Below are 19,298 nucleotides of genomic sequence, written 5' to 3'. Positions count from 1 at the left end.
CGACGGGTGCGCTGTTGGCGGGCTCGGGACAACTTACCTACCTGACTACGAGGTTCACGCGACTTACCAGATTGGTGACACCGAGCTTGGCAAGCGATGTGGCCGAAGCGGCAGCCATTCTCAGTCAAGTTCACTTTCGAGTACGCGCCGGGGCTCGGGGCCCGTCGCCGATGCTGCTCGCAGTCGGCCGCACAATCTGCAAGACCCTCATCGCTGATGGAGTGCCGCGTGTTTCTGAACTCCGACCGAAGTTTCATTAGGAGCATCTTTATTCGATGATGGTCCCCCTGGTATTCCTGATCCTGCCGATGACGATTCTTTTCGCCGTCTACCCGGGGCTCTACGTACTTCAAACCGGATTTTGACCGTACAAGCAGTCACAACGAGAGAAGGAGACGATGATGTTGGTCTGGTGGCGTCGAATGAGACGGGGATGGACGGATGACACGGGCGACGTTCCGGGCTGGGTGTTGATCACACTGATGACCGCCGGGTTAGTAATCATCATTTGGGCGCTGGCGGGTCCGGCACTGAGCGGTGTGTTCAAACAAGCGATCGACAAGGTCTCCGGGTTGTGACTCTTGCCGGGCGTACGGCAGTCGGCGACGATGAGGGCTCGGCTGTGGCCGAGTTCGTGCTCGTCGCAGCGTTGTTGACGCTCCTGACACTGTCGGTGATCCAGCTTGCGCTGGCGCTGTATGTGCGTACGACACTCCTCGACGCCGCGTCGGAGGGCGCCCGATACGCGGCGCTCGCCGGGAACGGTCCGTCCGACGGGGCCGAACGAACCAGGGACCTGATTGAATCGGCCATCGGACCGGTCTACGCGTCACACATTACCGCCGCCTATGGCACCCAATACGGCTTCCCAAGCGTCGAGGTTCGGGTCAGGGCTCCGCTTCCCCTCCTGGGCCTGCTCGGGTTCGACCGCGGTGTGAGGGTGGTGGGCCATGCTGCGGTGGAAAGTCTGGACTGAGCCTTGTCGTCGGGCCGGCAGCGAGAGCGGCTCGGCATCACTCGAGTTCATCACCGCCGGGATGATTCTTCTGGTTCCCCTCGTCTACCTGGTTGTGACGCTCTCGGCGCTCCAAAGTGGTGCGCTCGCCATTGAAGGAGCGGCGCGGCACGCAGCGCGCGTGTTCGTGCAAGCACCGGACGAGACCGAGGCACGCGCGCGGGCGCTGCGCGCTATCGAATTCGGACTGGCCGACTATGGTCTCGACGCTGACGATTCAACCATCACAATCGAGTGCGACAATCCGGTTGCCGGATGCTTGAAACGGCAGGGAATCGTGAGGGTGACAGTGAGGATCAGCATTGCGCTACCGCTGGTTCCCGACGTGCTCTCGCTGCACGACACCGCACGCATCCCACTCGAAGCACGCGCCAGCCACACCGTGTCGCGATTCTGGGGCGCGCAGTGACCAGGCGGCGCATCAGCGGCGACACCGGTTCAACTCTGATTCTGACGGTGTTCTACGGCATGCTCGCCCTCGTGCTGATTCTCGTACTCACCGCTGCCACCTCGCTCTACCTGGAGCGCAAACGGCTGTTCAGCCTGGCCGACGCGGCGGCGCTCGCCGGGGCCGAGGCCTTTGACCTGGGCGCAGTGACCATCGAGGAGGGAAAGCTGCGTCCGCGGCTGGACTCGCTCCGTGTTCGCCAGGCCGTCGATGGCTTCCTCGCTGTCGCACCGCACCCGCAATTTGAGGGGCTCAGGGTGACCCAGGCGGAGTCGCTCGATGGCTACAGTGCCACGGTAACGCTGCGTTCAGCGTGGCGCCCGCCGGTACTCACGCTCGTGTTGCCGGTAGGCCTTCCCCTCGAGGTGACGGCCGAGGCCCGAGCGATCTTCCGCTGACGCCCGGTACGCTCGTTCAGTATCCGTGTCGGATGCCGGCAAGGAGAAGAGTGACGACTCAGAAAGACCGAATGATCGGGGCGGGCGCCCAAGTCGCCACCGAAGTGAGCATCAATTTCGGATCGTCACTGGCCGGTCTGGTGATCCCTCTGGTCGGCGCACCCGTCGTCGTTGCTGCCCGTCAATGTGTCATGCTCTGCGCACTGCTTCCGTTCTACCGCCCGAAACGTTCCAGTTTCAGCTGGCGTCTGATCTGGCCGGCCTTGGCGCTCGGCGTCGTACTCGCCGTGATGAATCTGGCGTTCTACGAGTCGGTCAACCTGTTGGGCCTGGGTATCGCAGCCACCATCGAATTTCTCGGTCCGTTCGCGCTCGCGTTGGCCACCTCGCGGCGCCTGCTCGACGTGCTGTGCGCCCTCTTCGCGGCGGGCGGAGTGGTCTTGCTCACCTGGACCGGCGGCGAGATCAGCCTGCTCGGAATCGTCTTCGCTCTGATTGCGGCGGGCGCCTGGGCGGCCTACATTTTACTCACCCGACGTGTTGCACACACATTTCCCGGCCTCGAGGGCATCTCGATCGCTGGAGTGGTCAGCCTCCTTCTGATTCTGCCGGTCGCGCTCATCACGGTCGAGCTGTCGGCGCTCACATGGGCAGTAATCGGGCTGCTCGTCGCCGTGGGCGTGCTGTCCAGCGCCTTCCCGTACACGCTCGACACATATATTCTGCGCCGCATCACTCCGCGCGTGTACTCGATCATCACCAGCTGTGGCCCGGCAATTGCCGCGGTCTTCGGTGCACTCGTGCTGGGCGAGTCATTCGAAGTGCAGCAGATCGTGGCGATCGTCGTCGTCTGTGTCGCCGCGGGCGCGGCTCTTGCCACTCAGCGGGATCAGCCCACGACAGATCTCGAACGCACGGCCGGGGCGTTGACCTAACCGGGCGCTGCTACTCGACGCGCAGGCCGAGATGCGCTGCGAGCAGGGGAGCCAGCTGTGAGAGCTGGGCATCGTCGATGGTCGCCCCGCGCAGCCCTTCGATGCCGCGGATGGCACTGAAATCGCTTGAACGCAGGTCGACATCTTTCAGCTTTGCGTTTGTCACGTCGAGGGTGCCGATACGGCAGTCGCGCAGCTCCAAACGCTGAATCGTCGCGCCGCCGAGATCCAACTCTTCGATGATGCAGTTCGACAGCAGCACATCGGTCAGGTGGGCGCTGCGCAGATTGACGAAGTCGAGCTTTGAACCGTCGATCTGTACCCCGCGCAGAGTGGCTTCGTAGGCTTCCACCGAGCCGAGCCGGGAGTGTTCGATGCGCACATCGCGCCAGATCGAGCGAGGGACGCTGAAGACGGGGGCGTGCAGGTCGGTAACGATGCACTCCGAAAAGGATGCACCGCGCAGCTTCGTGTCGTTCAGGGAGAGTTGGCGAAACTCACACTCGCTGAAACTAATGCCGGTGAGATCGCGCCCGCCCAACTCGGCGCCGGTGTATCTCTCTGCCTCGCGGCTCGCGCCGGCGTCAATGTCGAGGCCATCGGCATCGGTCAGTCCGTCGAGATGAATGGGGTCGATGGTTGGGGCTTTGGTACGCATCCCTTTATTGAATCGCACTTTGCTGGGGCCCTCGTCGGTGAGGGGCATAGCGTGGGATGTAACGCGCGAGCAACACGGCGCCGACGAGACCGAGCACGCCCACCACGCCACTGGCGACTGAAAGCGAAGCGACGGCGGTGAGCCCGGCCACGAGCAGGGGCGCTGCGGCGCTGCCGGCATCACCGGTGAAACGCCAGGCGCCGAGGAACTGGGCAGGGTTGGGGCGAGGGGCGAGATCGGCACCGAGCGTCATCAGGAGGCCGCTGCCGACCCCGTTGGCCAGGGCCAAGAACAGGGCCACTCCGATAAACCAGGAAGCGTTGTCTGGCAGATTGTGGGTGAAGGCAAGCACGAGGAATCCGCTGGCGAGTCCGATCATCGAAGGAAGCGCCGTCCAGATGCGCCCGAACCGATCCATGATCTGGCCGCTGGCATAGAACAGGGCGAAGTCGAGTCCGCCGGCGATGCCGATGATCAGCGCGATTGCGGGGGCATCCAGGCCGATGCTCACGGCCCAGAGGGGGAGCAGCACGACCCGGCTCGCCCGCATGGCGCCGACCAGCCCGGCCGCTGTGCCGAGTCGTGCGAGAACCGAGCGGTGCAGCCAGAGCGAGTGAAACAGCCCCACGGATTCTTCAGAGGCCAGCTCGGCCCCGGCATGGTGCATCGATCCGTCCGGGGCGGCGGCCAACTGCGCAGGGCCGAAGGTCTTTTCTGGGTCGGTGAGGAACAGCAGCAGGATGCCGGCTCCCGCAGAACAGACGATAAACAGCCAGAAGACGCCCTGAACGCCGCCCGTGAGCTGGATGATGCCGGCCGAGAGGAATGGCCCGACGAACCAGCCGGCGCGAAAGATGCCGCCGAGCGTTGACAGCGCCCGGGCGCGGTAGGCGAGTGGAACGTAGCTGGTCATGAAGGCGTGCCGAGCAAGTGCGAAGACCGCTGTGGCCAGGCCGATGACGAACACACCGATACCCAGTACGAGCGGGTTCGGGGCGGCGATGCAGACGAGTACGGCGACGACGGTGAGGACAGACGCGCTGATCATGGCGTTACGTTCCCCGATACGTGACACAACCCATCCGCTCGGAATATCACCGATCAGTTCACCGACCATGACCATGGCGGCGATGACACCCGCGATCGCGAGTGAGGCACCGAGGTCATGGGCGACAAGGGGGAGCAGCGGAATGATGGAGCCTTCGCCGATCGAAAAGAGCAGCGTGGGAAGAAAAGCTGCAACGGCGACGGAGCGGAGGGTGAATGGACGTTCGGCTGAACTCATGACGGTGTCGATGCTACGCCAGACCGGTAGGCTGGGCGAGACATGGATGAGCAGGATTTCTCGGAGCAGATTGCCGCGTTGCGGGCCACGTTTGGCGACATCCGGTCGGTGATCGACGTCGATCGACTCCGCGCCGACATCGCCGACCTGAGTGAGCAAGCGGGCGTTCCCGACCTCTGGGACGACACCGAGCGTGCCCAGAAGGTCACCAGTGCCCTCAGTCATCGTCAGGCGGAGCTTGCGAAATTGACCAGCATCGACACGCGGCTCGACGACCTTGCCGTGCTCGTCGAGATGGCGTTCGACGGACAGGGCGATCCCGAATCCGCCGATGAGGCAGCCAGCGAGTTGAAAAGCGTGCAGAAAGTGCTCGGTGAACTCGAAGTGCAGACACTGCTGAATGGCGAATTCGACCCGCGTCCCGCGGTGATCACCATTCGGGCCGGTGCCGGCGGCGTGGATGCGGCGGACTTCGCCGAAATGCTCATGCGTATGTACCTGCGTTGGGCCGAGCAGCACGGCTACTCCACGAGCGTTCTCGACGTGAGTTATGCCGAAGAAGCCGGCATCAAGTCGACGACATTCGAGGTCGATGCGCCCTACGCCTTCGGAACGCTCAGTGTCGAGGCAGGTACCCACCGCCTCGTGCGGATGAGTCCCTTCAACTCGGCTGGCAAACGCCAGACCTCATTCGCGGCGGTCGAAGTTGTTCCTCTGATCGAACAGACCGAATCTGTCGAGATTCCTGACAATGACATTCGAGTCGACGTGTTCCGTTCAAGCGGACCCGGCGGCCAATCGGTGAACACAACCGACTCCGCGGTGCGCATCACCCACTTGCCGACGGGCATCGTGGTGAGCTGCCAGAACGAGAAGAGCCAGATTCAAAACCGGGCAGCCGCCATGCGGGTGCTGCAGTCTCGTTTGCTTCTTGTGCAGCGCGAAGCCGAGGCCGCAACGAAGAAAGAACTGGCTGGTGTGATCACCGCGAGCTGGGGCGACCAGATGCGCAGCTACGTGCTCGCTCCGTACCAAATGGTCAAGGACTTGCGCACCGAGTTCGAGGTGAACAACCCGTCGAATGTGTTCGATGGCGACCTTGACGGCTTCATCGCCGCCGGCATCCGCTGGCGCAAACAGTCTCCGAAAGACTAAATTTCAGTCAGTTTTTACAGCGAGTCACGCGTCAGCGGTATGTCGCGGTGGGAAAACCCGGATGCGTGCCTAGGCTCAAGAGGCCATGATCCGTTTTGATCACATCACTAAGCAATACCCTGGGACGACCCGACCGGCCCTGAACTCCATCGACGTTGAAATTTTGCGCGGCGAGTTTGTGTTCCTGGTCGGCGCCTCCGGGTCCGGAAAATCGAGCTGCCTTCGACTGATGTTGAAGGAGGAGAAGCCGACAAGCGGCAGCATTCACGTGCTGGGTCAGAACTTGCGGTCGATCTCCAATCGCAAGGTGCCGTATTTTCGGCGCAACCTCGGAGTCGTCTTCCAAGACTTTCGCTTGCTGCCGAACAAGACCGTCTACGACAATGTCGCCTTCAGTCTGCAAGTGATCGGCAAGTCCCGCGGATTCATTCAGGAAGCTGTTCCCGACACCCTGCAGATGGTCGGCCTGGCCGAAAAGTCGCACCGGTTCCCGCACGAGCTCTCGGGCGGTGAGCAGCAGCGTGTCGCGATTGCGCGTGCCATCGTGAACAAACCGCAGATTCTGCTGGCCGACGAGCCGACCGGAAACCTTGACCCGACGACAAGCGCTGGAATTATGTCGCTGCTGGCCAGCATCAATGCGGCCGGAACTACCGTCGTCATGGCCACACATGAAGCCGGCATCGTCGACAAGATGAAGCGTCGCGTGATCGAGTTGTCCGGTGGGCAGATCGTTCGTGATGAGCGTCAGGGTGGCTACGCCACGACCGCAATCAATACCATCGTCAGTGCGGCGGATGCGGCGGCTTCTGCCACGGCACTCGCCAACGGTGGCCTCGCACCAGTCGTTGTGAGTGCAGCAATTGCGCAGGCGGCATCTGAAGCCCTCACGTACCCCTCGATTCCGATCCCCGTGGCCGTTCCTGCAGCGGCTCCTGCAGAGGCTCCTGCCGCGGCCAGCTGGGCTGAGAACATGGCCGCGGAACAAGCGCAGCAGGCCGAGCTCGCCCAGGCGCAGCACGAGTTGCAGGCGCGAGCCGAGGCCCAGGCCCTGGCCGAGGCTCAGGCGCAGGCCGAGGCTCAGGCCCAGGCCGAGGCACTCGCTCATGCGCAGTCATTGGCTCAACAAGCGCAGGCGCTTCAGGTGCAGGCTCAGGCGGCGGCCCTCGCGGCCGTTGCCGCCCAGGCTCAACTGTCGAAGCCCGCCCAGCAGCCGGTTCCGGCCGCTGCCGCCGACGTACCGAGTGCCGAGCCGACCCTCCCCGACGAGTCCGGCCGTTCCATGACCAGGCCGGCGTTTCCGGTCACCCAGCACGAGGTGACCGAACAGCTCACCCTGGCCGAGAAACTCGGACTGCGAGCTCCGGGTGCGAGCCCCGATCAGACCGGGGAACAGATTGTAGGACCTACCCGATGAGACTCGGACTCGTACTCTCCGAAGCGTCAAGCGGCCTGCGCCGCAACGTTTCGATGGTTATTTCGGTCGTGCTTGTGACCTTCATCTCGCTCACCTTTGTGGGCGCGGCAATCCTGATCCAGATGCAGATCGGTCAGATGAAGAATTACTGGTACGACAAAGCACAGGTCGGTATCTATATGTGCACGTCGTATTCGACGGGGGAGACCTGTACGGCCGGCGAAGCGAGCGCGGAGCAGATCGCGTCGGTGAAGGAGCAGTTGGAATCGCCAACGTTGTCCCCGTTCATCGATAAGTTCTACTTTGAGACGCATGAGCAAGCCTTTTCGAACTTTCAGAAGCAGTTCGCCGGAAACCCGGTTGCCGACTATGCCACGCCTGACCAGTTGAACCAAACATTCTGGGTGAATCTGAAGGATCCGTCTCAATCGGATGTGCTTGTCGAAAGCCTGTCGGGCGTCGCGGGTGTGGAGAACGTCGCGGATCAGCGCAAGTATCTTGACCAGATCTTCTCGGTTCTGAATGTGGCGAGCTACACCGCCATCGGGATCGCCTCGCTGATGCTTGTTGCGGCGGTGTTGCTGATCGCCACGACGATTCGGCTGTCGGCGTTCTCACGACGTCGGGAGCTCGGAATCATGCGCCTCGTCGGTGCGTCAAACCGTTTTATTCAGACACCCTTCATCCTCGAAGGAGTCTTTGCCGCGCTGCTCGGCTCGATCCTGGCGGGCGGGGCGGTTGTCGGACTGGTGCAATGGTTCGTGCAGGGGTATCTCGGCTCACGGTTGCAAGGGTTCGCTCTGGTCGGCCTCGACGATGCTTTTGCCGTGGTTCCGATGTTGCTGGTGCTCGGTGCCGTTCTCGCGGCGATCTCAGCCAATTTTGCGATCTCGCGTTATCTGAAGGTCTAGACCGAACGAGTTCGGCCAGTCGGCGTGAGGATTCTCCCGCCGACTGGCCGTTGTCGTGTTAAGCGCGCTGTTGGGCGAGAGCGTGCGCCTTGAGCTGCTCAAATTCCTGGAGCGAGATGCTCCCTGAGTCCATCAGCGCTTTCGCCTTCGCGATCTCATCGGCGGCGCTGTACCCCGCGACGCTCTTGATATAGCCCTCTGTCTCCCTGTGGGCCTGCTGCACGGACTTCACCTGGCGTTCAGCCATACCGCGTCCGCGAGCGATGAGATACGCCAAAACGGTCAAGAACGGCAGGAAAACCAAGAAGATGATCCACAATGCCTTCCACCAGCCATTGAGCTTTTGATCACGGAACAAGTCGCTGATGACCGAAAAGAGTGCAAAAAGGTAGGCGATGAAAGCGAAGACCCAGAAGAAGAGCCAGATGACGTGCCAGATGTCGCTCCAAAAACTCATGATTTCCTCCCGGTATCGATGGACGCCTGCCCTCTGCTGCCCAGGGTGGCTGCCCGTCCTGCTGCAGGACGGATGCCCCGTGGGTACTGAACCTAATGGCTGCGGTTCGATCTGTATAGCATTCTCGATGCGGACGTAGACCTCATCAGGCCGCTAGACTGATGGGCTGCCCGGTGTTCGACCGGCGCACACATCGATCAATCAAGGAGAATTCCGTGCCTAGGGAACGTGGCGAAAAGGTCGTAGCCACCAATCGCAAAGCGCGCCACGACTACCTCATCGAAGACACGTATGAGGCCGGGATGGTCTTGAGCGGCACCGAGGTCAAGTCGCTGCGCGCAGGTCGGGCGTCTCTCGTTGACGGATACGCGTTTATCGACGGCGGCGAAGCGTGGCTGGATGCGGTTCACATTCCCGAGTACAAGGCTGGAACCTGGACGAACCACCCTCCTCGGCGCAAGCGCAAGCTTTTGCTGCACAAGCAGGAGATCATCAAGATCAGCCACAAAACGAAAGAGGGCGGCTACACCCTCATTCCGCTGAAGATTTACTTCTCGGACGGGCGGGCGAAAGTTGAGATCGCCGTCGCCAAGGGTAAGAAGGAGTATGACAAGCGTCAGACTCTGCGTGAGCGTCAAGACAAGCGAGAGTCGGATCGGGCGATCTCCGCTCGAAAGAACCTCGGAGACTAACGCCGAAAGTAGGCATAAATCGCCCGTCGCTGATGTTGTAGAGTAAGAAGCTGCAGAGGTCGAAATGAACGTTTCGGGTTCTGCAATTGGAAACTCAACAGTGTGTGACAACAACCCACCTCAGTGTCGATTCTTGACAGTAGGTGTGCAGGGGGATGATCGGTTTCGACATTGCCTGCGCAATTATGAGAAGCGGGTCGAGGATGCAGGGTTATCTCGTAAACGCTCCCAGCAAAACAATAAGTGCCAATTCAAAGCGCACTGACTTCGCCCTCGCTGCCTAAGCGAGCGCACTAAAGAAGTCCGTCAGACCGGGAATGCTCTCTACTCGGACCCTGGCGCAATTTAGAGAGATTGCTTCTACATTGAGCCGCGGGGTGTAGAGGGACTTAAACGAAGGCTGGGCTTGTCGGATTAGGTGCCAGTGGCAAATTCCGGAGCCGAGTAGAACGATTTCACTGGATACACCCGTAGAAGGCATATGACCACAGCAGTGGACCGGGGTTCAATTCCCCGCATCTCCACCACTGGTTGCTGTCACACACTCTTGAGCAAACAAGGCCACCCGACCGGGTGGCCTTGTTTTGTCTCGGGGTGACGACGAACCGCCGCGCAACCACGCCGCGACGGCGGGAGGCTGACTCTGAAGCGGCAGGCGGCTGACTCTGAAGCGGCAGGCGGCGATCGTCGCCCGCCACGAGAAACCTGGCAGGTCGGCGTCGGTGGGAATGGAACGCGCGGGCAGGGAGCAACGTGAGTCTCGGGCACCGCGGCATCCTGCAGACATAATGCTCGCCGAGCCGGCCGTGTCGCGAATTAAGTACCGGGTCGATCGCGCAATACTGGATGATCGAGGTACATGACACCTCTTGAGCGAGAAGAGTGTCAATGAGTGATGCACCTCGTCCCGACCACGGGTGGAAGAACGAAGATCTGCATTTCACGGTGGTCGATGAGCCGCCACGTTACGGTGAGCGGATCGATGGTCCGCTTCGGTACGTCACGGTTGCTGCGGGGAGCCAGCCGGTGGGGTACTTGTGGTTCGATGACGCTACGGATGCCGCCAATTTCGTTTTTTGTACCGACGGAGGAAATCGTGCGCGCAACGCTCGGGGCGCCTGGGTCAGGGAGCTGCTGACTGCGAAGGCGAAGGGACTCACGCCGTCGCAGGCGATCGCTGAGTTCGCTGCCGAGGTGGGCAACGGCCGGATCGGTTGGATTGTACTTGACTCGGTCGCGGAGAGTGAGAGTCTCGCTGCGCTACAGGAGTTGGCAACTGCTTCTGGCGTGGATTCAGGCGATCAGACGCACTGAACGCGATTCGGTTGAATTGCCGTCACTCTGGCCTGGCGCGGGATCTCGGCACCCAACCCGTGACGACCCGCGCGACGGCAATGACCAGAAAAAGCTGCCCCGTGATCGCCTCGGCGATGGCGATACTCTGCACCGTTTCACCACTGGGGACGAGATTGCCGTAACCGGTCGTCGTGAGGGTGCTGAACGAGAAAAACAGCTGGCTGGTGAGGGTGTCTTCGGTGCCCGGACCAAAGATCGGAGTCGGAGTGACGAGAGCGATGAAGTTGTAGAGAAAGGTGAAGAACATTCCGACCAAAACGTAGGCCGAGATGGCTGCCAGGAGGGTTTGCACATCGATCTTCGGCCGGGTGAACTGATGCCGCAGGATCGCGACGGGGGCCACGAAGTACGCGAGCATCGCGGAGCCCGACAACACAACGTACAGACCACGTCCCTGAAGGCCGGCGAACCACACGACGATACTGGCGGCTGCGGCCACGGACAGCACGATGTGGGCTACGCGGAGCACCAGCGGTGGAACCTCGGTGACCTGCAAGATTGCGGCGACCGTCACGAGCTGCACCAGCAACGTCACGGCGCTGAGATTCGGAGTGACTTGGTAGGCACAGAGTACGTACGACACAACAATCAACGTCAGGACGATCCAGTACTTGAATCGCCAGAACCAGGCGAAGTGCCCCGCACCAACCTTGCCCGTGGTCTCCATGGCGCGAGTGTAGCCAGCCGGAGATCGGTGCACTACTGGAAACGATCAGGAGGCGTTACGTACGGGGCCCGATTCCCTACGCCGCGAGCGTGGCTTCGTCGAGTAGATCGCAGAGACCTGTCGTCGAGGGGACTGGCGGACCATTCGTTCATCTCCTCGGGACGATGAGTCGGGGTCGTGTGTTGTCGTTGCGGATGGCAGCAGCGAAGTTCGGTATTCCATCCGTGGAGAAAGTGGTGCCGGTTACGCGGTGTCTCGTACTGAACGCAGTGAGGCCGAACGACCGGTCATGAGGGCCGCTGACGCCTTAGACAGTGAGCGCTACCTAACAGTGGCATTTGCGAGTGAGTTTCGGCAGAACGCGCAGCTTCCCCCGCTCCTCATGCCGGGTGGAGCGCACGAGTACGCGCCCGGATTCAGTGGCGAGCGCGGTGATGGCTGTGTGTGGCTGCACGGAGGTCACACCTCGCCGGTGGCCTTCGTCGAACGAGATCCGTATCGCCCGAATTTAGCCGTGAAATTCTCCCGCTACGGGGATGCGAGCCTCGACGAGATTGTTGCTTCTGCTGCGAGCCCGACGGGGAGTCCGCTTTTCGATGTCCAAGAGACCGATTGGGGTAGATGGCCCGGGTGGTGACAGGGCGATGCCGCGAGGTTCGTAGTCTCCGAGGGATTCGATGCAAGAAACCGTGACAGCTCGGAGGGCGAACCAGGGAAGCGGAGGAGGATTCTGGAGAGTAGAGCTCGTTTCATTTCACTGGCGACCATTGCGGTGCTGGCTGTGCCCGCACTTGTGGTTTGTGCTGGAGCAAACCCGGAGGTCGTCGCCATGTGTTCGACCTTCGAGGCGGCCGATGGTTCCGGCGCGACGATCGGACCGGTGTCGATGTGGGTGCCCAAGGAAGATCTGTTGCCGATCGTCACGGACACACTCGCTGCGCTGGGGGATTCGGCGCCGCCTGCGGAGATCGCCGAATCGTGGGATGCCGTGAAGAGGTTCAGGAACTGAGGCCTGGTGCCGCGGTTCCCAGTGCAGTCAGCGTGGCCTCGTGGAGCAGCCCGTTGGTGGCCAACGCGCTCCCGTGCCACGGGCCCTCCTGCCCGTCGACCGAGGTGAAGCGCCCTCCTGCCTCCTGCACGATTGGCACGAGCGCAGCCATGTCGTAAGGCTGGAGGTCGAATTCGCCGGCAATATCGATGAGCCCCTCGGCGAGCATCATGTACGACCACATGTCGCCATAGGCGCGTGTGCGCCACACCTGGCGCGACAGGGCGATGAGCGGTTCCAGGTGACCGGCGACATCCCACTGCTGGATGCTGTTGTAGCTGAGTGAGGCGTCGGCGAGCTCGGAGACCGCGGAGACCTGCAGCGGAACCGGCGCGTGATCCGGCCTGTGCTTGTCTCTCATCCAGGCGCCCCCACCGACCGTCGCCCACCAGCGTTTGCCGAGTGCCGGAGCGCTGACGACACCGACAACGGGAACGCCGTCAACAGCGAGCGCGATCAGCGTGGCCCAGATCGGTACACCCCGCAAGAAGTTGGCTGTGCCATCGATGGGATCGATGATCCACTGACGCTGCGTGGACCCCTCGGTGCCATATTCTTCACCGAGAATGCCATCGCCGGGGCGCGCGTGGGCAAGCCCCGCACGGATAGCGCGCTCGACGGCCTGGTCGGCATCTGTCACCGGCGTGCGGTCGGGCTTGGTCGTCACAACCAAGTCCATCGCCATGAAGCGCGAACGCGAGATCGCATCGGCGGCATCGGCCAGCTGGAGAGCGAGTGCGAGGTCATCGGAGAGGGCGAAAGTCGAGGGTTCGGTCACACCCTCCACGATAGTGATTCAGACGTGACGCGCCCGGCGTTTCACTGATTTGGTATCTAACGTGCACGTGATGTTATTGTTGATCTCGGTTCGGACAGCGCAGGCTGGAAGAAACTACTCGCACCTCTAGCTCAATTGGCAGAGCAACTGACTCTTAATCAGTGGGTTCCCGGTTCAAGTCCGGGGGGGTGCACTGTAAAACCCCGGTCTCTCGAGGCCGGGGTTTTGTCGTTGGCCACCTCGGTCACTCGTTTGTCTCTTTCGATGTGCTCGGGTCCGATATGCGCAGGCTGAGCAACGCCGCGATGAGAAAACATAGTGCGCCCAGTAGCGTTCCAAGATTCGCCCACGTGGGGCTGAGGGAATTCGTTGTCGCAGGGATGACATACGCCCCGGCTGCCGAAAGCGCAAAGAAGACCGAGCCGAGCATGTTTAGCCACGCGCAGCGCCACGCACGGTCAGACGGATCCCAGAACTGTGTGCGCCGAGCGACCGCAGTCACGGCGAGGCCGCTGGCGATGAGAAAGCAGAGCGAGCCGAATGCGTCGGGGCGCCATCCGCTGTTCAGCCGGGTGGCGCTGTTGATGCTGGTGATCAAGGCATTTGTCGTGCTGATATTGAAAAACACGGTTCCGACGAATTGAACGGCGGACGCCCACCAGTCGTCGACATCCGCTCGGTCAGCGGAGCGTCGCGGCGTGCGCCGGCCGCTGAGTACCAACTGGATAAGCGCGGCTGAGGTGAAGAAAAGCGCGCCGATGAAGAATGTGAGATCGTCGAGAGGGGCTCCGACGGCCAGGGCGTAGTGCGGAAGTGCTCCCACCACAAAGAACAATGCTCCGATCGCGAATCCCCAGGATTCGAGGCGGAGGCGGATCTTTCGGTCGGCAGCCACGACGTGAGCTTAGGCACGCGGTCACGACCCGACATCACCCCATTGGGATGACCACTCACCTCGGTTTCCTTCCTATGGTGTCGTGCATGAGCGCTCGCAAGCCTGCAGAAATGACAGACCAATCGTCACACGCCTTCACCGGGATATCCGATAGCAACCAGCTCAATCCGTTGTTTGCTCGCGCCGGAGAATCGACTGACTTTCCGCTCAATACGATTCCGCCGGGGGAGTCTCTGCCGGAGACGGCCTATCAGGTTGTCCATGACGAAGCGATGCTCGACGGCAACTCCCGACTGAATTTGGCGACGTTCGTTGGAACGTGGATGGACCCGCAAGCACAGCAGATCTACTCTGAGTCCGCAGACAAGAACCTGGTTGACAAGGACGAGTACCCGCAGACAGCGGCGATCGAGACGCGCTGCTGGAAAATGATCGCCACCCTGTGGAATGCCCCGGATGTCGAGACAACCATCGGAACCTCCACCATCGGATCCTCTGAAGCCTGCATGCTCGGCGGGCTTGCCTTGAAGCGACGCTGGCAGCAGGCTCGTCGGGCGGATGGCAAGTCGACCGAGAAGCCCAACCTGGTGCTGTCGAGTGCGGTGCAGGTGTGTTGGGAGAAGTTCTGCAACTACTGGGACGTCGAGGCTCGCTACGTGCCGATTTCCGACGAGCATCGTGTGCTCGACGGCTCTGACCTCAAAACCTATGTGGACGAGAACACCATTGGTGTTGTGGCCATCATGGGTGTCACGTACACCGGCATGTACGAACCCGTCGCCGATATCGCGGCCGCGCTTGACGCGATTCAGGCCGAGACCGGCCTGGACATTCCGATCCATGTCGACGGTGCCTCGGGGGGAATGATTGCACCCTTCCTTCAGCCCGACCTGGTGTGGGACTTTCGTCTCGAGCGCGTCGCATCCATCAGCACCTCGGCCCACAAATATGGCTTGGTTTACCCCGGACTGGGCTGGGTGGTCTGGCGTACCCTCGACGACCTGCCCCGAGATCTGGTGTTTGATGTCACCTATCTCGGCGGCCACATGCCCAGCTTCGCTCTCAACTTTTCGCGGCCCGGTGCACAGGTGCTTTTGCAGTACTACCTCTTCTTGCGGCTTGGTTACGACGGATACTACCGGGTGCAAAAGGCATCACAGGATGTCGCGGTGTACCTCTCGGGCGAAATCGGCAAGATGCCGGCCTTCACACTGTGGAATGAGGGAACGGACATTCCGGTGTTCGCATGGCAACTGACGAAGGGCCATACCGACCGATGGAACCTCTACCACCTGTCGGAGCGCCTTCGCATCAAGGGGTGGCTCATTCCGGCCTATCCCATGCCAGACAACATCAGCGAGATGGTCGTGCAGCGTATCGTCGTGCGGAATGGTCTCAGTCGGAACCTGGCTGAAAGTCTCATCCTGGACATCCAGGAGGCCGTGGACTACCTGGATGCACTCGAGTCCCCGATGCCGACCGAGGGCCTCATCTCCACTTTCACGCACTAAGCGCGCAGTCCCGTCACGGCGTGGGCCGGCGCTGGGGGTCCGTGTCGTCGGTGCTGGTGCGGGCGGCCTTAGCGTTCTTGCGGGCCGTTTTTGAGGCGAGGCTCTCGGACTTCATGATCGTGCGGGTCTCGTTTGTCGGACCGAGGGCCGGGCGCCACCAGTGAGCTTCAGGATTCGCATCGATGAGAAAAGTCTTGGTCAGCAGCGTCAAGGGGATGGCAAGGATAGCGCCGATCGGCCCGATAATGACGGCCCAGAACAACACCGAGAAGAACGTGATGGTCTGGCTCAATGACACCGCGTGGCCGACGACCCTCGGCTGGATAATGGATTGCACCACGGCATTGATGACGCCATAGACGATGATGATGGCGATCACGACCGGCCATCCGCCGACCAGAAATCCGAACACGATCGGAGGGGCGATGGCGAAGAAGTAGCCGATGTTGGGGATGAAGCTGCACAAGAACGAAAGCAGACCCCAGAGGAGGGCGGCTGGAACCTGCATGATGGACAGCGCGATTGTGTTGAGCGCACCTTGAATCACACCGAGAACCGTGGTGACGACCATATAGCGGCGAACATGTGAGGCGTAGTCGGTCAACGCCGTGACGAGGTACGGGTTTCGCACACTCAACTGGTTCAGAATCGTGCGCGAATAGACGGCATCGGCGGCCATCAGAATCATCATCGTGAGCACGATCACCAGGGATGCGGTGATACTCACCACGCTGCCGAGGGCGTCGGTGACGACGCCTGCGATGTTCGCCGGGTTGATGCCCGTGACGACACTGTGGACCTGATCGTGGCTGATTCCGATGCGTGACAGCCACGACGTGATGGCCGTCCCCGCTTGCTGAAACTGCTGTGAATAGTTCGGCAGCATCGACACGAATTGCGCGAACGCGATGATGATCGTGTAGGTGAAACCGGCGAGCAAAGCGAAGACCGTGAGGATGACCGACCCTGTGGCAAGGGCGCCGGGCACGCCACGCTTCAGCAGAGCGGTCCGAACCGGGTTGGCGCAGATTGTGAGGATCAGCGTGAGGAAAACGGGGGCAAGGATGCCGCGAATGCCGCTGATCCCAATCGAGACGACAACCGCCGAGGCCAGCCCGATGAGGATCACAGTGCCACGCGGGTAGCGCAAACCCCCAGGGGTGCTTGCGGGCATATTGGTCATGGCCTCACGCTAAGGACGCTGATCGCCCCGGTCATCATCCGATCGGGGTGATGTAACACCCGTGATTTCCCGGCACACTGTTCTCCACTTCCTTCGAGACTGTCGCACACACGCTCCCGAAGGCCGCCGTGCTATCGAGAGGCATCGCACGTGAATTCGCAGCAGGTCACCGTGCTGGTGTGGGTGCTCGTGGTCGTCGTAGATCTGGGAATCCGAGTCGCGGCGATCATTATCATCCCGAGGAATCGCAAGCCCAGCGCTGCAATGGCGTGGCTCCTGGCCATCTTTCTCATCCCGTACATTGGAATCTTCTTCTTCCTGCTGATCGGCAGTTCGAAGTTGCCCAAGAAGCGTCGCGAGAAACAACGGGCAATCAACGCAATGATCGCCCAAGCCACCGCCGGCCTCGACTTGGCCTCGGATCGGGCTGCGTGGCCTGAATGGTTCGAGCGGGTCACCATCATGAACGAGACGCTGGGTGCAGTCCCGCTGTCGAGCGGGAACACTGCGACCCTGATCGGCGATTATGCCGGTTCGATCAGGGCAATGACCGAGGAGATCGACACCGCGACGACGTTTGTGCACGTCGAGTTCTACATCGTCGCATTCGACGATGTCACGAAAGGCTTCTTTCGGGCCATGGAGGATGCGGTACGTCGAGGCGTATCGGTGCGGGTGTTGCTGGACCATATTGCCTCCGTCCGAACGTCTGTGCACGCGGCCACCTTTGCCGAATTGGATCGCATCGGAGTGAAATGGTCGTTCATGCTCCCCGTGATGCCCCTGAAAGGCAAATATCAACGTCCGGATCTCCGTAACCATCGCAAGCTGGTGGTCGTCGATGGGCGGGTGGGGTTCATGGGATCGCAAAACCTCATCAACCGGAACTATGACTCAGCCAAGAACATCAAACGTGGCCTGCAATGGCAGGAGCTGATGACCCGCGTCACCGGACCCGTCGTCAGCGGAATCAACGTCATCTTCCTCTCCGACTGGTACTCGGAAACGGATGAGATCATCGGTCATGAGAACGTCCCACTGAGCGAGCACACGGTCGATACGAGTCCGAACGGGCTGGACTGCCAGGTGGTGCCATCGGGGCCGGGATTCGACGGCGAGAACAATCTGCGGCTCTTTCTCGCTCTGCTGTATTCGGCCCAAGAGAAGATCATCATCACCAGCCCGTATTTTGTTCCGGATGAGGCAATGATGTACGCCATCACCTCGTCATGTCAGCGGGGGTTGGACGTGCAGTTGTTTGTGTCAGAGATCGGCGATCAAGGGGGAGTGTGGCATGCCCAGCGGTCGTACTATGGCGAGTTGCTCAGCGCCGGTGTGACGATTTGGCAGTATCCAGCGCCGTTCATCCTGCATGCCAAGCACTTCTCGATCGATGACGATGTGGCCGTGATCGGTTCAAGCAACATGGATATCCGATCGTTCGCTCTCGACCTCGAAGTGTCACTGCTGGTGCGTGGACAAACGTTTGTGTCCGACATGCGCGTGGTTGAAGAGGGATATCGTGCAATCAGCAGGCAGCTCACGAGTGAGGAATGGGCCAAAGAACCCATGAAGGCCACGATCCTCGACTCTCTTGCACGACTGACGTCGGGCCTGCAGTAGCAATGCTGGCGGCTCTGGGGCACATCCTTCCGATCGCCGTGGCGGTCGCCCTCAGCTCCGTCCCGATTATGGCCACCGTTCTGATTTTGCTTTCTCCCAACCGCAACCGGTCCTCGGTGCCGTTCCTGATCGGCTGGGTCATCGGCCTCGCTACCGTGGTGAGTGCGTTCACGCTTGCCGCTCACGGGCTCCCGGCCTCCGCCCCGAAACACCCCGAACTCGGCGTGGCGATCAGCGAGCTCATCGTCGGCAGCGCTCTGATCGTCTTCGCTCTCATCACCTGGCGTCGAGTAGTCCATGCGCCGAAGTCAAGCGGGATACCCACGTGGTTATCCGCCGTCGGTTCGCTGGGCCCGTGGTCGTGCTTCGGCCTCGCCTTCGTTCTCAATCTGCGCCCCAAAGCTCTGCTGCTTGCAGCCGCGGCGGGGCTTGCGATGCGCGGAGATCAGCTCAGTCTTGGGTCTACAGCGATCGTCGTTGCTGTCTACGTCGTGATCTCGGCCACAACCGTTGTCGGTCCCATCGTGGCAACCCTCTTCGCTCCGAACAAAACTCAGGGCTGGCTGCAACACGCCCGCGCCTGGATTGAACACAACAGTCGAATCGTCACAATCCTGATCATGCTCATGATCGGCGTCGTGATTATCGGAGACGGCCTGACTCGATTGTGAACCCGGGAGGATCGGCGGTGAGCGAAGTCTGACGGACTAGCCGCGCGGCTCGATCCAACGGTAGACAGGCCCCTTCACCGAGTGCTGAGAGCCTTCAATAAGCCAGAGCCCCTCAATTTTTCGCCCTCGATTGTCGATGGGATTGACAAGTAGCGCCGGGAGTTCGCCGAACCGATCGGGTCGAATATCGATCTG

The 19,298-nt window shown here is 61.2% G+C and carries 22 protein-coding genes, 1 tRNA gene and 1 other RNA gene; 17 read left to right on the top strand and 7 right to left on the bottom strand.

Annotation, left to right across the window (positions count from 1 at the left end):
- Positions 1 to 398 precede the first annotated feature (398 nt).
- Genes HNR05_RS06880 through HNR05_RS06860 form a run of 5 tightly spaced genes read left to right on the top strand, consistent with a single transcriptional unit; the run spans position 399 to position 2,796 of the window.
- On the top strand, positions 399 to 578 hold the full coding sequence (locus tag HNR05_RS06880) for a hypothetical protein (RefSeq protein ID WP_179577138.1): 180 nt from the start codon (positions 399 to 401) through the stop codon (positions 576 to 578).
- Positions 575 to 976 (top strand): TadE/TadG family type IV pilus assembly protein, encoded by a 402-nt coding sequence (locus HNR05_RS06875; protein ID WP_179578345.1) that lies wholly within the window; start codon positions 575 to 577, stop codon positions 974 to 976. The genes HNR05_RS06880 and HNR05_RS06875 overlap by 4 nt, the downstream gene beginning before the upstream one ends.
- Entirely contained in the window at positions 951 to 1,424 is a 474-nt protein-coding gene (locus HNR05_RS06870) for a hypothetical protein (RefSeq protein ID WP_179578344.1), read from the top strand. The genes HNR05_RS06875 and HNR05_RS06870 overlap by 26 nt, the downstream gene beginning before the upstream one ends.
- Positions 1,421 to 1,861, top strand: coding sequence for a pilus assembly protein TadG-related protein (locus tag HNR05_RS06865; protein WP_179578343.1), 441 nt, complete (start codon positions 1,421 to 1,423; stop codon positions 1,859 to 1,861). Before HNR05_RS06870 ends, HNR05_RS06865 begins: the two co-directional genes overlap by 4 nt.
- A 50-nt stretch (positions 1,862 to 1,911) precedes the next feature.
- Positions 1,912 to 2,796 (top strand): EamA family transporter, encoded by an 885-nt coding sequence (locus tag HNR05_RS06860; RefSeq protein WP_343062493.1) that lies wholly within the window; start codon positions 1,912 to 1,914, stop codon positions 2,794 to 2,796.
- A 10-nt stretch (positions 2,797 to 2,806) separates the two neighbouring features.
- On the opposite strand, the gene HNR05_RS06855 is transcribed toward HNR05_RS06860, so the two are convergent.
- Both HNR05_RS06855 and HNR05_RS06850 read right to left on the bottom strand, forming a co-directional pair.
- Complete coding sequence (locus HNR05_RS06855) at positions 2,807 to 3,454, bottom strand: pentapeptide repeat-containing protein (protein ID WP_179578341.1); 648 nt, start codon at positions 3,452 to 3,454, stop codon at positions 2,807 to 2,809.
- A 4-nt stretch (positions 3,455 to 3,458) separates the two neighbouring features.
- On the bottom strand, positions 3,459 to 4,739 hold the full coding sequence (locus HNR05_RS06850; protein ID WP_179578340.1) for an MFS transporter: 1,281 nt from the start codon (positions 4,737 to 4,739) through the stop codon (positions 3,459 to 3,461).
- Between the two features lie 42 nt (positions 4,740 to 4,781).
- Here HNR05_RS06850 and prfB point away from each other — a divergent pair, with 42 nt between their 5' ends.
- The 3 genes from prfB to ftsX all read left to right on the top strand — a co-directional run bounded on the left by prfB (position 4,782) and on the right by ftsX (position 8,222).
- On the top strand, positions 4,782 to 5,894 hold the full coding sequence (gene prfB, locus HNR05_RS06845; RefSeq protein ID WP_179578339.1) for a peptide chain release factor 2: 1,113 nt from the start codon (positions 4,782 to 4,784) through the stop codon (positions 5,892 to 5,894).
- Between the two features lie 85 nt (positions 5,895 to 5,979).
- Positions 5,980 to 7,311, top strand: coding sequence for a cell division ATP-binding protein FtsE (ftsE, locus tag HNR05_RS06840; RefSeq protein WP_179578338.1), 1,332 nt, complete (start codon positions 5,980 to 5,982; stop codon positions 7,309 to 7,311).
- On the top strand, positions 7,308 to 8,222 hold the full coding sequence (gene ftsX / locus HNR05_RS06835) for a permease-like cell division protein FtsX (protein WP_179578337.1): 915 nt from the start codon (positions 7,308 to 7,310) through the stop codon (positions 8,220 to 8,222). Before ftsE ends, ftsX begins: the two co-directional genes overlap by 4 nt.
- Before the next feature lie 58 nt (positions 8,223 to 8,280).
- On the opposite strand, the gene HNR05_RS06830 is transcribed toward ftsX, so the two are convergent.
- Entirely contained in the window at positions 8,281 to 8,679 is a 399-nt protein-coding gene (locus tag HNR05_RS06830) for a PLDc N-terminal domain-containing protein (RefSeq protein ID WP_179578336.1), read from the bottom strand.
- Between the two features lie 215 nt (positions 8,680 to 8,894).
- On the opposite strand from HNR05_RS06830, the gene smpB reads away from it, so the two are divergent.
- From smpB to HNR05_RS06815, 3 genes are all read left to right on the top strand, one after another.
- The gene (smpB, locus tag HNR05_RS06825; protein ID WP_179578335.1) at positions 8,895 to 9,371 is read left to right on the top strand and encodes an SsrA-binding protein SmpB; all 477 of its coding nucleotides are present in this window, start codon (positions 8,895 to 8,897) and stop codon (positions 9,369 to 9,371) included.
- Between the two features lie 151 nt (positions 9,372 to 9,522).
- Positions 9,523 to 9,898: a transfer-messenger RNA gene (gene ssrA, locus HNR05_RS06820) on the top strand.
- Between the two features lie 361 nt (positions 9,899 to 10,259).
- The gene (locus tag HNR05_RS06815) at positions 10,260 to 10,685 is read left to right on the top strand and encodes a hypothetical protein (protein WP_179578334.1); all 426 of its coding nucleotides are present in this window, start codon (positions 10,260 to 10,262) and stop codon (positions 10,683 to 10,685) included.
- 22 nt (positions 10,686 to 10,707) lie between these two features.
- On the opposite strand, the gene HNR05_RS06810 is transcribed toward HNR05_RS06815, so the two are convergent.
- A complete protein-coding gene (locus tag HNR05_RS06810; protein WP_179578333.1) occupies positions 10,708 to 11,394 on the bottom strand; it encodes a two pore domain potassium channel family protein in 687 nt (228 codons plus the stop codon).
- A gap of 106 nt (positions 11,395 to 11,500) precedes the next feature.
- Here HNR05_RS06810 and HNR05_RS18060 point away from each other — a divergent pair, with 106 nt between their 5' ends.
- Entirely contained in the window at positions 11,501 to 12,031 is a 531-nt protein-coding gene (locus HNR05_RS18060; RefSeq protein ID WP_179580648.1) for an Imm61 family immunity protein, read from the top strand.
- A 192-nt stretch (positions 12,032 to 12,223) separates the two neighbouring features.
- Positions 12,224 to 12,403, top strand: coding sequence for a hypothetical protein (locus tag HNR05_RS06800; RefSeq protein ID WP_179578332.1), 180 nt, complete (start codon positions 12,224 to 12,226; stop codon positions 12,401 to 12,403).
- Here HNR05_RS06800 and hisN read toward each other — a convergent pair.
- On the bottom strand, positions 12,393 to 13,220 hold the full coding sequence (hisN, locus tag HNR05_RS06795) for a histidinol-phosphatase (RefSeq protein WP_179578331.1): 828 nt from the start codon (positions 13,218 to 13,220) through the stop codon (positions 12,393 to 12,395). The two genes, HNR05_RS06800 and hisN, sit on opposite strands and share 11 nt — an antisense overlap.
- A gap of 120 nt (positions 13,221 to 13,340) precedes the next feature.
- Between hisN and HNR05_RS06790 the strand changes: the two genes are divergently transcribed.
- Positions 13,341 to 13,413: transfer RNA gene (locus HNR05_RS06790), tRNA-Lys, on the top strand.
- Between the two features lie 51 nt (positions 13,414 to 13,464).
- Here HNR05_RS06790 and HNR05_RS06785 read toward each other — a convergent pair.
- Positions 13,465 to 14,115 (bottom strand): hypothetical protein, encoded by a 651-nt coding sequence (locus HNR05_RS06785; RefSeq protein ID WP_179578330.1) that lies wholly within the window; start codon positions 14,113 to 14,115, stop codon positions 13,465 to 13,467.
- Between the two features lie 110 nt (positions 14,116 to 14,225).
- On the opposite strand from HNR05_RS06785, the gene gad reads away from it, so the two are divergent.
- Positions 14,226 to 15,626, top strand: coding sequence for a glutamate decarboxylase (gene gad, locus HNR05_RS06780; protein ID WP_179578329.1), 1,401 nt, complete (start codon positions 14,226 to 14,228; stop codon positions 15,624 to 15,626).
- Positions 15,627 to 15,639: 13 nt separating this feature from the next.
- Here the strand turns inward: gad and HNR05_RS06775 are convergent, their stop codons facing one another.
- A complete protein-coding gene (locus tag HNR05_RS06775) occupies positions 15,640 to 16,809 on the bottom strand; it encodes an AI-2E family transporter (RefSeq protein WP_179578328.1) in 1,170 nt (389 codons plus the stop codon).
- Between the two features lie 150 nt (positions 16,810 to 16,959).
- Here HNR05_RS06775 and cls point away from each other — a divergent pair, with 150 nt between their 5' ends.
- Positions 16,960 to 18,432: a cardiolipin synthase gene (gene cls / locus HNR05_RS06770; RefSeq protein ID WP_179578327.1), complete on the top strand. Its 1,473-nt coding sequence runs from the start codon at positions 16,960 to 16,962 to the stop codon at positions 18,430 to 18,432.
- A 2-nt stretch (positions 18,433 to 18,434) separates the two neighbouring features.
- On the top strand, positions 18,435 to 19,103 hold the full coding sequence (locus tag HNR05_RS06765) for a GAP family protein (protein ID WP_179578326.1): 669 nt from the start codon (positions 18,435 to 18,437) through the stop codon (positions 19,101 to 19,103).
- Positions 19,104 to 19,298 lie beyond the last annotated feature (195 nt).

It is taken from the genome of Leifsonia psychrotolerans, from assembly GCF_013410665.1.
Taxonomy (GTDB): domain Bacteria; phylum Actinomycetota; class Actinomycetes; order Actinomycetales; family Microbacteriaceae; genus Cryobacterium; species Cryobacterium psychrotolerans_A.
This window is presented reverse-complemented; position numbering and strand designations above follow the sequence as displayed.

Bases quoted from the DNA above. Each gene is read 5' to 3' on its own strand.
- HNR05_RS06880 (WP_179577138.1), top strand. From the start codon at position 399: ATGATGTTGGTCTGGTGGCGTCGAATGAGACGGGGATGGACGGATGAC.
- HNR05_RS06870 (WP_179578344.1), top strand. From the start codon at position 951: ATGCTGCGGTGGAAAGTCTGGACTGAGCCTTGTCGTCGGGCCGGCAGC.
- HNR05_RS06855 (WP_179578341.1), bottom strand. From the start codon at position 3,454: ATGCGTACCAAAGCCCCAACCATCGACCCCATTCATCTCGACGGACTG.
- HNR05_RS06850 (WP_179578340.1), bottom strand. From the start codon at position 4,739: ATGAGTTCAGCCGAACGTCCATTCACCCTCCGCTCCGTCGCCGTTGCA.
- prfB (WP_179578339.1), top strand. From the start codon at position 4,782: ATGGATGAGCAGGATTTCTCGGAGCAGATTGCCGCGTTGCGGGCCACG.
- ftsE (WP_179578338.1), top strand. From the start codon at position 5,980: ATGATCCGTTTTGATCACATCACTAAGCAATACCCTGGGACGACCCGA.
- ftsX (WP_179578337.1), top strand. From the start codon at position 7,308: ATGAGACTCGGACTCGTACTCTCCGAAGCGTCAAGCGGCCTGCGCCGC.
- HNR05_RS06830 (WP_179578336.1), bottom strand. From the start codon at position 8,679: ATGAGTTTTTGGAGCGACATCTGGCACGTCATCTGGCTCTTCTTCTGG.
- HNR05_RS06815 (WP_179578334.1), top strand. From the start codon at position 10,260: ATGAGTGATGCACCTCGTCCCGACCACGGGTGGAAGAACGAAGATCTG.
- HNR05_RS06810 (WP_179578333.1), bottom strand. From the start codon at position 11,394: ATGGAGACCACGGGCAAGGTTGGTGCGGGGCACTTCGCCTGGTTCTGG.
- HNR05_RS06800 (WP_179578332.1), top strand. From the start codon at position 12,224: ATGTGTTCGACCTTCGAGGCGGCCGATGGTTCCGGCGCGACGATCGGA.
- gad (WP_179578329.1), top strand. From the start codon at position 14,226: ATGACAGACCAATCGTCACACGCCTTCACCGGGATATCCGATAGCAAC.
- HNR05_RS06775 (WP_179578328.1), bottom strand. From the start codon at position 16,809: ATGACCAATATGCCCGCAAGCACCCCTGGGGGTTTGCGCTACCCGCGT.
- HNR05_RS06765 (WP_179578326.1), top strand. From the start codon at position 18,435: ATGCTGGCGGCTCTGGGGCACATCCTTCCGATCGCCGTGGCGGTCGCC.